This is a genomic window from uncultured Mailhella sp. (assembly GCF_963931295.1).
In the GTDB taxonomy this organism is placed as follows: domain Bacteria; phylum Desulfobacterota; class Desulfovibrionia; order Desulfovibrionales; family Desulfovibrionaceae; genus Mailhella.
Genome location: NZ_OZ007001.1, coordinates 2,642,610 through 2,657,920 on the forward strand (window position 1 = coordinate 2,642,610; position 15,311 = coordinate 2,657,920).

Genomic DNA, 15,311 nt, shown 5'->3' on the forward strand with positions numbered 1-15,311 from the left:
GTGTTGCATCCTGGCGCGTCGCGCCGAGAGAGGAATTATGGCCAGACATACCTATCTTACAATGAAGACTCCCGAGGAAGCGCGGGAGTTGTGGTTTTCCCGCGTGGACGAACTGGGAATGGAACTCGGAGAAGAGACCGTTCCGCTTTCCGCCGCGCTGCATCGGGTGATTTCCCGTCCCGTGGAGGCGCTGCGTTCGTCGCCCGCCTTTCACGGCGCGGCCATGGACGGCGTGGCCGTGAAGGCCGAGGACACGTTCACGGCTTCTCCGCGCAGGCCGCTGCGGCTGGAAATAGGCAAGGACGCATTCTGGATCAACACCGGTCATCCGCTTCCCGCCGGATGCAACGCCGTGGTCATGGTGGAGCATCTCAACGTTGAGGACAACGGCCGATATGTGGTCACGGAAAAGGCGGCCTTTCCCTGGCAGCACGTGCGCAAGCTCGGCGAAGACATGGTGGCCACGGAAATCATTCTTGCGCCCGGAGTGGTCATAGGCCCCTATGAACTGGGCGCGCTGGCCGCCGCCGGGGTGGTGCGGCCTCCGGTGTTCCGCAAGCCCGAGGTGGCCGTGATTCCCAGCGGATCGGAAATTGTGGCGCTCAGCGAGGCGCGGGAAGAAGATCTGCGCGCGGGCCGGGCGCTGCCGGAATTCAACTCTCTTATTTTTTCCGCCATGATCGAGGAGGCGGGCGGCAATGCCCGTGTCTGCCCCATCGTTCCCGACGACATGGATCGCATTCGCGAGGCCATCGCCTCCGCCGTGGAGGACGGGGCCGATCTCGTCATCATGAACGCAGGTTCTTCGGCGGGCAGCCATGATTACACGGCCGACGTCATTGCCGGCATGGGCGAGGTGCTGGTGCACGGCGTGGCGGTCATGCCGGGCAAGCCTACGGCGCTCGGCATTGTGGAGGTCGGAGGCCGCCGGGTTCCCATTGTCGGAACGCCCGGATATCCGGTTTCCGCCATCGTGGCCATGGAGGAATTCGTTCTGCCGCTGCTCGCCCGCTGGCAGAAGCACGGGGTGAAGCGTCGCGAAACCGTCACCGTGACGCCCTGCAACCCCATTCCCTCGCGCCCCGGCATGGAAGAGCGGGTGCGCGTGAAGATCGGCGTGGTGGACGGAGCCTGCTACGCGGTCACGCTGCCGCGCGGCGCGGGCACGGTGACCAGCCTTTCCCGGGCCGACGCCGTGATTCCCATCGAGCGCGACCGCGAAGGTCTGGACGCCGGACAGCCCGTGCAGGCGGAACTTCTGCGCTCCCGGGAAGAGATTGAGGGCGCGCTGCTTGCGGTGGGAAGCCACGACAATACGCTGGATCTCATCGACAGCATGCTCCGGCGCACGCATCCGGGCTTCCGGCTGACCTCGGCGCACGTGGGCTCCCTGGGCGGACTGCTGGCGCTGCGGCGCGGACAGTGTCATCTGGCGGGAAGCCATCTTCTCGACGAGGAAACCGGCGTTTACAACAGAAAGGCCATTCAGGAGAACATGAAGGGCATGCCCGCCGTGCTGGTGCAGCTCGTGGATCGCGAACAGGGCATCATGGTGCTGCCCGGCAATCCGAAAAACATCACGACGTTTGAGGATCTGTGCCGCGAAGACGTGCAGTTCATCAATCGTCAGCGCGGCAGCGGCACCCGGGTGCTCCTGGATTACGAGCTGAAGAAGCGCGGACTTTCGCCTGCCCGCATTCAGGGCTATCGCGACGAGGAATACACGCACATGAACGTGGCGGCGGCGGTGCTTTCCGGCCGGGCCGACGCGGGCCTCGGCGTGCGTTCTGCGGCGGCGGCCCTCGGGCTGGAATTCATTTCCGTGGGCGTGGAGGAATACGACCTCGTCATTCCCGAGCGCTACATGCAGGACGCCCACATTCAGGCGCTGCTTGAGGTGATACGTTCGGAAGAATTCAAGGAAAACGTGCGTGCCATGGGCGGATACGGCACGGACCGCACAGGCGAGATTCTCTGGACGTACGACGGAAAATAGCGTTGAAGTCTGACTTTTTCACGCGCGTCGTCGGATGACTCCGGTGGCGCTCGTTTTTTGTCGCCGCAGGCCGGGGGCTGCCACAGAGCGGTTTTCCGGGGGGAGGCCGATACGGGATGGATGCCGTTTGCTTTCGGCTCGTCGTCGAGATCGCGCAGACGGGGGAGAGCGCAGCGCCCGGAGCGACGCGGCAGCCGAGTTTGAAAGCAAGTGGGCAGAGCGCTTCCGACGCGGGCGCGAAGGCCGGTTCATGGCCTTGCGCATGCCGCCCCAACACCGTCCCGCCCGGAGTGAGGGCAAGGGCCGGAGCTCCGGCGAAAGATCGAAGAGGTCAGGGCATGACCGGTCAAAAGAACGTCCGCAGAAAATCGGAACGCTACAGGATGATCCGTGAAGACGCGCGGGAACGCGGCACGGGAAGTTGCAGGAAACTTTGCAGTCAAAATGTGAATTCGACCGGGGCCGTTCTCCCTGCGGTCCTTTGCCGGAGTGCGTTGCCGGATGTCGTTTTTCTGCACGGCTTTTCGTTTTGCGCGCCGGGATGAGGCCGGATAGAAAAACTCCGACGTCTGAGGACAGGCGTCGGAGCGAAGGAAACATGTTTGCCGCCGGAAAACGGAAGGAATATTGACGATGGCTGCGCAGTCGTGCCGGACAGGGAAGGACGTCCGTCGCCCGCGGCGGCCTTTTGGCAAAAAGGAAAGGCGCGATGTCAGGATTCTGTCTGCGCCGTTTTGGTCCCGGCATATTTTTTCATGGCCAGACTGCACTTTCCGGACTTGATTTTCCGCGGCGTCGTCGCGTTTTCGGAAAGCTGCACGCTTGCGGGCAGGCAGGAACGGATGATGTCGAAGGTGCCGTCCTTTTTCCAGGCCGTAAAGCGTCGCCACGCCGTCACATAGCTGCCCATGTCGCGGGGCAGGTCGCTCCAGCGGCAGCCTGTAGTAAGAACATAGAGAACGGCTTCGAGCGTTTCCCGGTCGCTTTTGCGGGGGCGTCCTACCTTTTTGCCCCGGGCAAGAAACGGCTCGATGCGTCTCCATTGCTGATCGCTGATGAATGCCATGCCATGTTCCTTTGAGTGAAATGTTTGGGTGTCAGAGCCGGGGAAGAATCGTAAGCGTTTCGAGTTCCGGGATGGAAAGGTCGAGATGAAAGAGCTTTCCGTCGTCGTTCCTGTTCCGGCAGAGTCTCCGCATGAAGAGAGATACCATAAGACAGGCAGTGCCTGCTACGGTCAGCACGTGGGTGTTCATGGGAGCGCCTTCCCTGTTGCCCGCATCTTCGCCGGGATACGCCAGTGAGAAGGGCATGTCTCCGCTGCCGTCGAAAAGGGCGAGGCCCTCGTTTCTGGCCACGGAACCCTGCACGCAGGGAACGCCGGCGCGGTTGGCGGCTTCCTCCAGCATCTTTTTGCGCGCGATGGAATCCAGGCAGTCCATGACGACGTCCACGCCTTTCAGCATCTGCGGCAGATTGTCTTCGTTCAGAGCCACGGTGCGCGCTTCCACATCCATGTAGGAAGCGATGCTCAGAATGCCGTCGCGGCAGACTTCCGCCTTGAAGCGTCCCAGCGCCTGTTCCGTGCAGAAAAGCTGCCTGTTGAGATTGCTTTCCTCGAACCTGTCGGGATCGCAGAGCACAAGGCTCCCCACGCCCATGCGCGCCAGAAGCGCCGCCGCGTGACCGCCGAGGCCGCCGCATCCGGCAAGGAGAACTCTCGTGGAAAGCAGGGCGGAAAGCGCCTGCGCGCTGAAGGCTCCGCGGCAGCGGCTGAAACGTTCCGGCCAGATGTCGCGGGCGAGCAGCTCCGTCATGGCGACGCGTTCCGGAACGTCGAGTTCCTGCGCCAGAAGGCGCACGCCTTCCCGAACCATGGAGCGTTCGCCGCGCTGCTGCCTGAGATAGGGGGCAAAGCGTTCGGCAAATGCCGGGTCGGCAGGGAAGGGGCGCATTTAGCCTCCTCCCACGGCGGGAAAGTACGCCACGCGGTCGCCGTCGTTCACGGTGGAGTCAAGGTCGTTCTGACGGCTGTTGATCATGACGATTTTGATTTCCTCGTGAGGGATGCCGATGCGGCTCGCCAGTTCTCCGGCGGTCAGCGAGCTCTCGCCCTCGCCGAGCGAAAACTGAAGACCCGCTTCCGGATCGTAGTCGGGAACGAGATCGCGAAGGGTGGTGCTGAGTTTTATCAGTATGCTCATGGGAGAAAAGTCCCGCGCGGAGCGGACCCCGCGCGGGACGGGAAGAGGTTACTTCTTGATCCAGTTGAAGGTGGTCTGCAGTTCTTCAGGCGTGAAGTCGAAGGTGGTGTTGTGAGGCGCCACGGGCTCGTCGGTGAAGAAGTCGGGCAGATGGTCGGCGGCTTCGGTGATGCCGGCGCGACGGTTGAAGTCGATTTCCGTGGACAGGATGCGCTGACCGAGGGTGACCACGTCGTCGCCGGTGAGCTTCCAGCCGAACTTGGCGTTCAGCATGTCCACGATGGCCGCGAGGGCGTCCGGAATGTCGAGGATGGCGAAGGCGGTGAACAGGCACAGACCCACGCTGTCCACGGAAGCCGTGGCGATCTGCAGATTGCGGGAAAGTTCGATCTGACCTTCCTTCTTGAGCGGATCAACCTTGCCGCCGCAGGAAAGGATGTTCGCGGTGACCGCGTAGCCGGCGGTGTGGTCCGCGCCCATGGGGGTGGTGGCGTAGGTGACGCCCACGCCCTTGACCGCGCGCGGATCGTAGGCGGGCAGGCTCTGACCCTTGACGCAGGGCACTCTGCGAACGCCGAACACGCGGCCGGTGGTGGCGGTGCCGCAGCCGATGATGCGGCCGAGCGGGGTGCCTTCGCTGATGCCCTTCATCGCTTCCATGACGGCCTTGCCGTCGCCGAGCGGAATGCCGCCGCCGGCCATGGCCACGCCGACGGCCACGCCGACGTCAATGGTGTCCACGCCGATGTCGTCGCACATGTGGTCGAAGGTGCAGATGAGGTCGAGGTCGTCGATGTTGCTGTGGGGGCCGAAGCACCACAGGGTTTCATATTCGGGCCACTTGCTCTTGAACTTGCCCTTTTCGTCGGGGAAGATGCCGCTGCAGCGGATGATGCAGCCGCTCATGCAGCCGTGGGCCACGGAGCCTTCGCCGCCGCGTTCCTTGGTGAGCTTGTTCATGCGTTCGCCGGAAACGGCTTCGTGATGCTCGAACTGGCCGCAGGTGAAGTTGCGGGTGGGAAGGCCGCCCGCTTCGTGCAGAATGTTCACGAGCACGGCGGTGCCGTATTCGGCAAGGCCCTTGCCGGTGATGGGATGGCTGGTGAGAGCCTTGGCAAAGCGCTTGGACGCGGCCTTGAAGCCTTCTTCATCCACGAGAGGATGATTCTTGCCGCCCTCGGGATTGATGATGATGGCCTTGAGTCCCTTGGAACCCATGACGGCGCCCACGCCGCCGCGGCCGGCATGGCGCTGCGGACGCAGTTCGCGGTCGGTGAAGGCTATGCTGGCGGCGGTGAGCTTGAATTCGCCCGCGCGGCCGATGGTGACGTAGCTGCAATCCTTGCCGTACTGCTCGACGAGCTTGGCCACGGCGTCGAAGTTGTTCAGGCCGGCCACGGTGGAAGGAACGAGCTTGGCGGAATCCTTGCTGATTTCAAGCTGCCACCATTCGCCTTCGGTGGCCATGTCTTCCACGATGATGGCCAGAATGCCGAGCTTGGCAAGATGGCCGCCGGGCTGACCGCCGGAGTTGGATTCCTTGATGCCTTCGGTGAGGGGGCTCTTGCAGCCCACGGAAATGCGGTTGGAGTTGGGGCTGTTGGTGGCGCCCAGCAGACCGGGGGCAAAAACGAGTTTGTTGTGCGGTCCGAGAGGAGTGCAGATGGGGTTGACCTCGCGGGCCACAATGGTGGAGGTCAGGGCGCGACCGCCAAGACCGGCGTATTCTTCGGGGATGTCCTCAAACACGCAGCTCTTGGTAGCCATGTTGACACGCAGAAAACGAAACATGCCGTGTGCTCCTTGGGTTATGGATTCACGATAATCGGAGAAGCCTCTTTAAGCCGACCATAGGGCCGTATGTTTTTTTTCGTCAAGGAAGAGAAAAAACAATCACGCTTTTTATGAAGATCTCCCATTTCGTGACGGTCAGGAGGCGGCGGGGCAGAGAGTCTGCCCCGTGCGGCATGTCGCCTGCTACTTTGTCCAGGAAAAGAACACCGGATCCTTGCGGGTGCACGGCGGCACGGGCACCTTGGTGTAGCCCATGCTCAGCGTGGAAACCAGATGGTAGCCTTCGGGAACATGATGTTCGGCCTTGAAGTCGGCGTCGTCGAAGAGGGCTTCGGCAAAGCCTATCCAGCAGCAGCCTATGCCTTCGTTTTCCGCGGCGAGCATGATGTTGCCGGCTACGAGGGAGCAGTCGTACACATGCCAGGGCGAAGCGCAGTCGCCATAGACGATGAGCACCGTGCCCGCGTGATTGAAGATGTGGTATTTCTCATTCCTGAGCCAGGATTCGTACTGGCTGAACTGCGGATAGTCCGCCATATTGTTCAGCACCTTCTGCTTGACGCGTTCCGAGAGCGCGTCGATTTCTTTTTTATCCTGAAGAACCACGAATCCCCACGGCTCCATGCCGGAGCCGGTGGGAGCCTTCACGGCCGTCTTCACGAGCCTTTCCAGCACGTCCTTTTCCACGGGACGATCCGTGTAGCTGCGAATGCTGCGTCGTTTTTCTATGGCTTCCAAAACATCCATGATGAGTCTCCTATTAAAGAAAGGAAGGGGAGAGCGAAAAAAGGGCGGATGCCTGAAGACATCCGCCCCGGGAAAGCGGGCAGGCATGAAGGGGATCTGCGTCCTCATGCCGGAGTTCAGGCGGCCGGAGCGCTACTTGTTCAGGGAGGCGACGCCGGCCTTGGCCACGTTGGTGTCTTCCTGCACGGAGCCGCCGCTCACGCCGATGGCGCCGACGACAACGCCGTTCTTGTCCTTCAGCAGTTCGCCGCCGCCGAAGATGACGAGGCCGTTGTTGGTGACTTCAATGCCGTACAGTTCGCCGCCGGGCTGGGCGGCCGCGCCGAGTTCGGCGCTGGACATGTTGAACAGACGGGCGGTCTTGGCCTTCTTCATGGAAACGTCGATGCTGCCGAGGAAGGCGCCGTCCATGCGGCAGAAGGCTTTCAGGTTGCCGCCGGCGTCGATGACGCTGATGTTCATGGGAACGCCCTGCTTCTTGGCGAAGGCCAGAGCGCCGTCAACGACCTTCTGCGCCTGTTCGAGCGTAAGATCGCCGGGAAGCTGGAGTTTGCTGGTATCGACAGCGGCGGAAGCGGGAACAACCAGAGCGGCCAGAAGGGCGCAGGTAAGAAGAGTGCGACGCATGATATCCTACTCCGTGTTTTGCAAAAGGCAGATACGGCAGCCCAGATGTCGTCATATCTGCTCTTCCGATTTTTCCTTTTTATAGCGTAGTGCCGGGAGCGTTTCAAGAGGGGGGCGGTTTTCCCTGCGGCGCCGGTCGGGAAGGGGTGGTTTTTCGTGCCGCGGGCCGCCGATTTTCCTGGGCGCATGGTTATAAAAGGAGAGCCATTCTTAATAAGAAAAGAGGGAAACGCGGAAGAGGCAAAAGGGGCGCGATGCCGTAGTTTTGAAATAAAAAATAGAATTTATTATGATATTATGCAATGTTAAGAATGAATATCCAGGGAATGCGCCGAGAATGTTACGCACTTCCCCAAGAGGCACAAAACAAGGTAAAAAGGGTGAATTTTGAAATGGAATTTTGAAATGGAACGGGAAAAGTTTCGAGCTTGTTTTTTTAGTAACGCGGTAATATGGCCTGATGATTGATTATTTTATTTATTGAATTTTGAAATGAAAAAGTTATTTTTTTATTTTTTCAGAACCTTTGACTTTTTCTCAGCAGTACCGTAGGACAAATACAGTACAAGTCTCTTATCCTTTTGCTAACTACTGCTTTCAAGGAGTTACTATGAGCACTGATGTCAAATGCATGTACCAGGGACAGATCACTTCCTTCTTTATTCCTACTGTGACTCTCGTTGGTCCTAACTGCAGCAAGGAAATTCCTTACCGTCTGAAGAGCCTGGGCGCCAAGCATCCTCTGATAGTAACTGACAAGGGTATTGTTGCCTGCGGCATTCTGAAGCAGATTACCGACATTCTCGACGAAGGCGGCGTGTCCTATGTCGTGTTCGACGGCGCTGTTCCGAACCCCACCGACAAGAACGTGCATGACGCTGCCGAAGTTTACAAGGCCAACGGCTGCGACAGCCTCATCACCCTCGGCGGCGGCAGCTCTCACGACTGCGGCAAGGGCGTCGGCTTCCTGGTCAGCAACGGCGGCAAGATTCAGGACTACGAAGGCGTGGACAAGTCCTCCAAGCCCTTCCCTCCCTATGTTGCCGTGAACACCACCGCCGGCACCGCTTCGGAAATGACCCGTTTCTGCATCATCACCGACGTTGCCCGCAAGGTTAAGATGGCCATCGTTGACTGGCGCTGCACTCCCAGCGTCGCCATCGACGACCCCGTCCTCATGATGGGCATGCCGCCTTCCCTGACCGCCGCCACCGGCATGGACGCCCTGACCCACGCCGTGGAAGCCTATGTTTCCACCGCCGCCACTCCCATGACCGACGCCTGCGCTGAAAAGGCCATTGAATTCATCAACCGCTACCTGCGTCGCGCCGTGGCCAACGGCAAGGACAAAGAAGCCCGCGAAGGCATGTGCTACGCTGAATACCTCGCCGGCATGGCGTTCAACAACGCCAGCCTCGGACACGTGCATGCCATGGCTCACCAGCTGGGCGGCTTCTACAACCTGCCTCACGGCGAATGCAACGCCATTCTGCTGCCCTACGTCTGCGAATACAACCTCATCGCTGCCCGCCGCCGCTTCGGCCGCATCGCCACTCTGCTCGGCGAACGCACCGAAGGCTACACCGCCAACCAGTCCGCTGAAGCCGCTGTGAAGGCCATCCGCGAACTGTCCCGCGACGTCGACATCCCCGAAGGCCTCATCGCCCTCGGCAAGAAGTACGGCAAGGAAGTGCGCGAAGAAGACATCCCGATCATGACCGCCAACGCTCAGAAGGACGCCTGCGGCCTGACCAACCCTCGTACGATGACCGACGCTGCCGTGGCGGCCATCTACAAGAAGGCTCTGTAAGAGCGGCATGAAATGATGCCGGAGTCTCCCCTCCGGCATTAACCTGGTACATCCACCTCCCCGATGACGTGCGCATATGGTCGGCATATGCGCACGTCTCTTTTTTTAGTCCGCGTCTGGTGTTGCCGTCGGTGTTGACGAAGTGCCTGAACCGCATCGACGACAGGGCGGACCAACGCCGCGGCTGCGCCGGGATGCCGCGTTGGCGGCGCTGCGCAGGACGGCATGCCGCGGGGAGCGTGATTCGATTCGCGCGGGCGTCGCTGCGGGTGGTCGGACCGGCCTCGAGCTCTGGCTCGCGGCAGCGAGAAGGGCGGCCGCCTGCCGTTCGCGCCTCGGCGCGCGGAGGGGGGCGCGGTTTGTGGGCGCGGATCGCTCCGCGGGAGCGGTCTTTGCTGAGAAATGCAGAGGAAGCGCCATCGCGGCGCGTCGTGCCGGGAGAAGGCTTTGCGTCGCGATGGAAAATGCAGACTTTCGGCCGGGAGCGGGGAGGATGCGCCCTTGCTGATGTTCAATCGGGCGTCGCAGGGCGGAAAGCGTTCGGCAAAAAAAGAGCCGCCCACGATGGAGCGGCTCTTTTCGTCAGAAGAGGCGCATTATTTGGTTATTTGGCTTCCAGGAAGGCCTGATAGGCCAGCTTGGTGGAGTAGATGTCGGGCACGGAGGCCAGCTCAAAGGGGCTGTGCATGCCGAGCAGGGCGGGACCGGCGTCCACCACGTCCATGCCGTAGGCGGCCAGGAACAGCGCCACGGTGCCGCCGCCGCCCACATCGACCTTGCCGAGTTCCGCAAGCTGCCACGGAATGGATTTGGCGTCGAGCACGCCGCGCATCCAGCCGATGTATTCGGGGTGCGCGTCGTTGGCGCCGTACTTGCCGCGGGAGCCCGTGAACTTGCAGAAGGCCACGCCGTAGCCGAAGAAGGCGGAGTTCTTGAGTTCATGACGATCCTGCCAGTCGGGATCAACGGCGGCGTGGACGTCGCCGGACATGGCTCTGGTGTTCATCATGATTTTGCGGAAGGGCGTTTCCGGCTCCCAGGCGGCGGCCATGTCTTCCACGCAGTACTGGAAGAAGCGGGAGCTTGCGCCGGTGGAGCCGTCGGAGCCGATTTCTTCCTTGTCCCAGAAGATGAGGCAGCTCGTATATTCGGGATCTTCGGCATCGAGCAGGGCCTGAAGAGCGGTATAGACGCAGATGCGGTCGTCCTGGCCGTAACCGCCGACAATGCCCTTGTCGAGGCCCACGTAGCGGGCGCGTCCGGCGGGCACGGCTTCCAGTTCGGCGGAAATGAGGTCGTCTTCGCGGATGCCGTATTTTTCGTTCAGCAGCTGGAGCACGCGGGCCTTCACGGCGTCCTTGGGGGCCTTGTCGTCTTCCTTGTCCTTGTCGGCGAGCACGGGCTCGTGGCCCATGATGATGTTGAGCTTTTCCGCGTCGAAGGCTTCGGAGAGCTTGAGATTGCCGTCCTTGTGGGCGAGATGCGGCAGCAGATCGGCAATGGTGAACACGGGTTCGTTTTCGTCTTCGCCGAGGCGGACGCGGATGACTTCGCCGTCGGATTTCACGATGACGCCGTGAATGGCCAGAGGACGGGCAAACCACTGATACTTGCGCAGGCCGCCGTAGTAGTGGGTTTTGGCCTGTCCCACGCCCACCTGTTCCATGAGCGGATGCTGCTTGAGGTCGAGGCGGGGGCTGTCGGTGTGGGCGCTGATGAGGCGGATGCCCTCGGAAAGAGGCTTGCGGCCTCTGCGGGCCACGAAAATGGCCTTGCCGTGCAGTGCCTGCCAGCCCTTGCCGGTGCCGAAGCCTTCCGTGTATCCGGCGTCTTTCAGACGGGCGATCACGCCGTCCACGGCTTCGCGTTCGGTTTTGCAGTCGGAAATGAAGCGGATGTAGTCGTCGGCCAGCGTCGTCATGGCCCGGCGGTCTTCGGCCGAGCGATAGATTTCCCAGCCGGATTTGGAACAGGATGCAAGTTCGTCCATGATAACCTCGATAGGAAAATGGAATGATGTGCAAAGGGTGTCGTGCCCGGGCGCGGAGCGCGCCTGCGGAACGTCCGTGCTCTTTCCGGGGAAAGGGCGGCTTTGCCTCGGGCAACGCATAACAAATAAGTACGCGGACGCGTTGCGTCAAATGCCGTGATTCCGTTCAGGGGCGGGCGGACGGAAGGCAAAAACGAAGCGCCTCGCCGGGGAGACGAGGCGCTTTTGCAGGATCAGTCTTCGCGCAGCAGCGCTTCCTTGAGCGCCCGGGAGGCGTCGGCAAAGTCGTCGTCTTCCATGGTGCGCGGATCAAGCTGGAAATACGGGCCTTCCAGTCTGCCCACGACCGGCGGCTCGGTGGAGAGCAGACGCATTTTCAGATGCGTGGCCGAACCCTTTGCCGGATGCACGCACACCAGCGTGGTGGGCATGCCCTGTTCGGGGAAGGAGCCGCCGCCCACGCGGGAGAAATCGTCCCTGAGCGAGCAGACGGCGAGGCCGTCGAGTTCGCGCGAAAGCAGGGCGGCGAGCTTCTCGGCGCGGCGTCTGAGCTCTGCGGGATCCATGCTCATGCGTCGCACCGTGGGAATCGCCTTGCGGGCCGTTTCCGGATCGCGGTACAGCCGCAGCGTGGCTTCCAGGGCGGCAAGGGTGAGCTTGTCGCAGCGCAGGGCGCGCAGAAGCTGATTCTTCTTCATTTGATCGACATAGACCTTGAGGCCCACGATGATGCCCGCCTGCGGTCCGCCGAGCACCTTGTCGCCCGAGAAGGTGACCACGTCTGTTCCCTGACGCAGCACTTCGGGCACGGTGGGTTCGTCGTGCAGGCCCCATCGGGAGAAGTCCATGAGACTGCCGCTGCCGAGATCTTCGAGCATGGGCAGCTGATGGGCGTGGGCGAAGTCGGCGAGTTCATTGGCGGGCACGCTGGAATGGAAGCCGATGATGCGGTAGTTGGAGGGGTGCACCCAGAGCACGGCGCGCGTGTTTTCGGAAAGGGCGCGCTCGTAGTCGGCAAGGTGCGTGCGGTTGGTGGTGCCCACTTCCCTGAGCGTGGCGCCGCTGCGCTCCATGACGTCGGGAATGCGGAAGCTGCCGCCGATTTCCACAAGCTGCCCGCGGGAAAGCAGCACTTCGCCGCCCTTGCACAGCGTGTCCAGCATGAGCAGCACGGCCGCGGCGTTGTTGTTCACCACGAGCGCCGCCTCGGCTCCGGTGAGGGAGCAGAGCAGCTCTTCCACAAGGCTGATGCGGCTGCCGCGCTCTCCGGTTTCGAGGTCGAATTCCAGATTGCTGTAGCCGGACGCGGCAATGCGCACGGCTTCCTGCGCCTCTTTGGCCAGCACGGAGCGGCCGAGATTGGTGTGAACCACCACGCCTGCCCCGTTGATGACCCGGCGCAGCCGGGGTCTGTCCTTGCGGGCGACGAGCGCTTCAAGACGGGGCTTCACGGCGCTCGGGCTCAGGGCGGCTTCGTCCGTCACGCGGCCGGAGCGGATGTCTTCGCGCAGTTCGTCGAGCAGAGCTCGGGAGCATTCCAGAAGCACGCTGTGCGGCGTGGAGGGAAACGATTCCTCCAGCCAGCGGAGACACGCGTCCACCGAGGGAAGAGAGCGGAAAAGTGACGACATGGATTCTCCTCATGATGACGGAATCCCGCCGAAGACCGCGCTTCGGACGGGATCCGGGAAGAGCCGTTCAGCGGACGCTTTCGGCAGGCTTGAGCAGGGAAGGCCAGAGGCTGAACAGTTCCGAAAGCAGGTACAAAGAGCCGCACACCAGCACGGGCCTGCCGCCGGCGGCCTTTTCTGCGGCGGCGAGCGCCGTTTTCAGGTCCGGCAGGGCGACGGCGTTGTCGCCGAGCAGCGCGGCCAGCGTTTCCGGCGAGGCGGCGCGGGGATTGTCCTGAATGGCGGGCACGAACAGCGCCTTGTCTCCGGCCAGTTTCTTCACCAGCGCAGTGAGCTTTTCCGGCTGCTTGTCTGCAAGGCAGGAGAACACTACCGCGCCGGGGCGCTCGTTCTCGCTCATGCCTTCCACGGCGTTCAGGAGGGCCGTCATGCCGTGCGGATTGTGTGCGCCGTCCAGCCACATGGCGGGATGCCCTTCTCCGGCGGGCGCAAACTGCAGTCTGCCGGGAATGAAGGCGCGGGAAAGTCCGCGGGCAATGGTGTGTGCGTCGGTCTTCCAGTGGAAGCGCTGGCACAGCATGACCCACGCCAGCACGGCCGTCTGCGCGTTCATGCGCTGATGCGCGCCGCGCAGGCCGAGAGTCACGTCCTCCGGCAGCACGGAGCAGGCCTTCAAGTCGTCGGGCAGGCATTCCCACAGGGCCTTGCCCGCTCTGGTGCCGTCGCAGCCTTCCGGCGCGGGGCAGGAACACAGGGGAATGCCCCGCGCTTCCGCCTTGGACAGGAGTATGCTGCGGGCCTCTTCCTGCTGAGGCGCGCTCACGGCCAGAGACACGCCCGCGCGCAGGGCGTCGGACTTGTCGTCGGCAATGGCGGCGAGGGTGTCGCCGAGCACGTTCATGTGATCCATGCCGATGGGAGCGAAGCACACCATGTCCACAGGCAGGGACGTGGTGGCGTCGTAGCGGCCGCCGAGACCGGCTTCAAAGATCATGAGATCGCTTTCGCTGGTCTGGAAGGCTTCGGCCGCCATGACGGTGAGCAGCTCGAAGTAGGTGAGATCCTTTTCCACTTCCACGGCGCTGTCCGCGAGCGCGGGCCACACGCGGCGGGGCAGCATGGTGTGATTGAGCTGAATGCGCTCTTCCGGCCAGACGAAGTGCGGCGAGGTGTAGAGCCCCACGTTCATGCCGTGGGCCAGGGCTATGGACTGAAGAAACACGGACGTCGAACCCTTGCCGTTGGTTCCCACGACCTGCACGGCCGGACAGCGGAACTTCGTCAGACCGAGCTCGCGCAGGGAACGTTCCATGCGGCCGAGACCCATGTCCATGTGGAACATGCCCAGAGAATCGAGATGACGCAGCACGTCCTCATAGGAATGGAAGGGCGCGGAATCGGACAGCATGCAGCAGGAAGGCGTTTCACTCATGGGAGGCTTCTTTTTTGGCTTTGACGGAGGCGCGCAGCCAGTCGTACCAGGCGTCGAGGCCGGTGCGGGCGCGGCAGGAAATTTCCATGACGGCCAGATCGGGATTCAGGGCGGAGGCGTGGGCGCGGGCCCGGGCGACGTCGAAATCCACGTAGGGGAGCAGGTCGATCTTGTTGAGAATCATGGCCTTGGCCTTGTGGAACAGGTAAGGATATTTCTGGGGCTTGTCGTCGCCTTCGGTCACGCTGAGCAGGGCCACCTTGGCGTCTTCGCCGCAGTCGAATTCCGTGGGGCAGACGAGGTTGCCCACGTTCTCGATGAACAGAATGTCCAGATTGTCGCAGTCGATGGACCGGAGCGCTTCGCTCACCATGCTGCTGTCGAGATGGCAGCCGCCTTCGGTGTTGATCTGCACGGCCTGCGCGCCGGAAGCGGCCACGCGGCGGGCGTCGTTGTCTGTCTGGAGGTCGCCTTCGATGACGGCCATGCGGAACTCGCCCGCAAGGTCGTTCAGCGTGCGTTCCAGAAGAGAGGTCTTGCCGGATCCGGGAGAACTGATGAGGTTGAGCACGAGCGTGCCGCGGCTCGCGAATTCTTCGCGAAGGCGGGCGGCAATGCGGTCATTGGCTTCCAGAACGTTGCGCACGACGGGGATTTCCATGATATGCCTCGAATGGTTCAGAATGCAGAGAAAAAAGCGGCGTTATTCCGCTTCCAGATGATCGAGAAAAATGCCTTCCCCTCCGACGACGCTGAAGGGAACGCTTTCGCCGCAGGAGGGACAGGGCTCGTACAGGGCGTTTCTGTTTTGGGGAGAAAATTGATGGCCGCACATGCAGCAGGAAAGACGCAGGGGTTCCTCCACCAGTTCGAGCTTTGCGCCTTCGTGGGGAGTGCCTGCGGTCATGGCTTCAAAGGCCATGCGCATGGCGTCGGGCTGCACCTGATCGAGAACGCCGTGCCGTATGCGCAGAAGCGTGAGACGGCGGGCTCCGTGACGGGTCAGCTCTTCCTGGGCGATGTCCATAACGCTTGCCATAAGGGAAAGTTCATGCATGAAGATGGTCTATAGGAAAAAGG

The 15,311-nt window shown here is 62.0% G+C and carries 13 protein-coding genes; 2 read left to right on the plus strand and 11 right to left on the minus strand.

All coding sequences use genetic code 11. The features are described 5' to 3' along the window. Window positions 1-37 precede the first annotated feature (37 nt). Window positions 38-1,996 (plus strand): molybdopterin biosynthesis protein, encoded by a 1,959-nt coding sequence (locus ABGT79_RS11140; protein WP_346666234.1) that lies wholly within the window; start codon window positions 38-40, stop codon window positions 1,994-1,996. A gap of 712 nt (window positions 1,997-2,708) precedes the next feature. Here the strand turns inward: ABGT79_RS11140 and ABGT79_RS11145 are convergent. The 6 genes from ABGT79_RS11145 to ABGT79_RS11170 form a co-directional block, all read right to left on the minus strand. Beyond that, the gene (locus ABGT79_RS11145; RefSeq protein WP_346666235.1) at window positions 2,709-3,062 is read right to left on the minus strand and encodes a transposase; all 354 of its coding nucleotides are present in this window, start codon (window positions 3,060-3,062) and stop codon (window positions 2,709-2,711) included. A gap of 31 nt (window positions 3,063-3,093) precedes the next feature. Continuing rightward, the gene (locus ABGT79_RS11150) at window positions 3,094-3,951 is read right to left on the minus strand and encodes a ThiF family adenylyltransferase (RefSeq protein WP_346666236.1); all 858 of its coding nucleotides are present in this window, start codon (window positions 3,949-3,951) and stop codon (window positions 3,094-3,096) included. Next, window positions 3,952-4,200, minus strand: a complete 249-nt coding sequence (locus tag ABGT79_RS11155; RefSeq protein ID WP_346666237.1) for a MoaD/ThiS family protein — start codon at window positions 4,198-4,200, stop codon at window positions 3,952-3,954. 48 nt (window positions 4,201-4,248) lie between these two features. Next, entirely contained in the window at window positions 4,249-5,991 is a 1,743-nt protein-coding gene (locus ABGT79_RS11160) for an aldehyde ferredoxin oxidoreductase C-terminal domain-containing protein (RefSeq protein ID WP_294484552.1), read from the minus strand. A gap of 186 nt (window positions 5,992-6,177) precedes the next feature. Continuing rightward, the gene (locus ABGT79_RS11165; RefSeq protein ID WP_346666238.1) at window positions 6,178-6,741 is read right to left on the minus strand and encodes a nitroreductase family protein; all 564 of its coding nucleotides are present in this window, start codon (window positions 6,739-6,741) and stop codon (window positions 6,178-6,180) included. Between the two features lie 132 nt (window positions 6,742-6,873). Further along, window positions 6,874-7,368, minus strand: coding sequence for a heme-binding protein (locus ABGT79_RS11170; protein WP_294484549.1), 495 nt, complete (start codon window positions 7,366-7,368; stop codon window positions 6,874-6,876). Window positions 7,369-7,978: 610 nt separating this feature from the next. Between ABGT79_RS11170 and ABGT79_RS11175 the strand changes: the two genes are divergently transcribed. Next, the gene (locus ABGT79_RS11175; protein ID WP_294484546.1) at window positions 7,979-9,178 is read left to right on the plus strand and encodes an iron-containing alcohol dehydrogenase; all 1,200 of its coding nucleotides are present in this window, start codon (window positions 7,979-7,981) and stop codon (window positions 9,176-9,178) included. Window positions 9,179-9,782: 604 nt separating this feature from the next. Here the strand turns inward: ABGT79_RS11175 and ABGT79_RS11180 are convergent. The 5 genes from ABGT79_RS11180 to ABGT79_RS11200 all read right to left on the minus strand — a co-directional run bounded on the left by ABGT79_RS11180 (window position 9,783) and on the right by ABGT79_RS11200 (window position 15,288). Next, the gene (locus tag ABGT79_RS11180) at window positions 9,783-11,168 is read right to left on the minus strand and encodes an aminopeptidase (protein ID WP_346666239.1); all 1,386 of its coding nucleotides are present in this window, start codon (window positions 11,166-11,168) and stop codon (window positions 9,783-9,785) included. A 233-nt stretch (window positions 11,169-11,401) separates the two neighbouring features. Then, window positions 11,402-12,799, minus strand: a complete 1,398-nt coding sequence (selA, locus tag ABGT79_RS11185; protein ID WP_346666240.1) for an L-seryl-tRNA(Sec) selenium transferase — start codon at window positions 12,797-12,799, stop codon at window positions 11,402-11,404. Between the two features lie 67 nt (window positions 12,800-12,866). After that, window positions 12,867-14,231, minus strand: a complete 1,365-nt coding sequence (locus ABGT79_RS11190) for a glutamate ligase domain-containing protein (RefSeq protein WP_346666241.1) — start codon at window positions 14,229-14,231, stop codon at window positions 12,867-12,869. After that, window positions 14,224-14,892: a hydrogenase nickel incorporation protein HypB gene (gene hypB, locus ABGT79_RS11195; RefSeq protein WP_294484535.1), complete on the minus strand. Its 669-nt coding sequence runs from the start codon at window positions 14,890-14,892 to the stop codon at window positions 14,224-14,226. Before hypB ends, ABGT79_RS11190 begins: the two co-directional genes overlap by 8 nt. Before the next feature lie 42 nt (window positions 14,893-14,934). After that, entirely contained in the window at window positions 14,935-15,288 is a 354-nt protein-coding gene (locus ABGT79_RS11200; RefSeq protein WP_346666242.1) for a hydrogenase maturation nickel metallochaperone HypA, read from the minus strand. Window positions 15,289-15,311 lie beyond the last annotated feature (23 nt).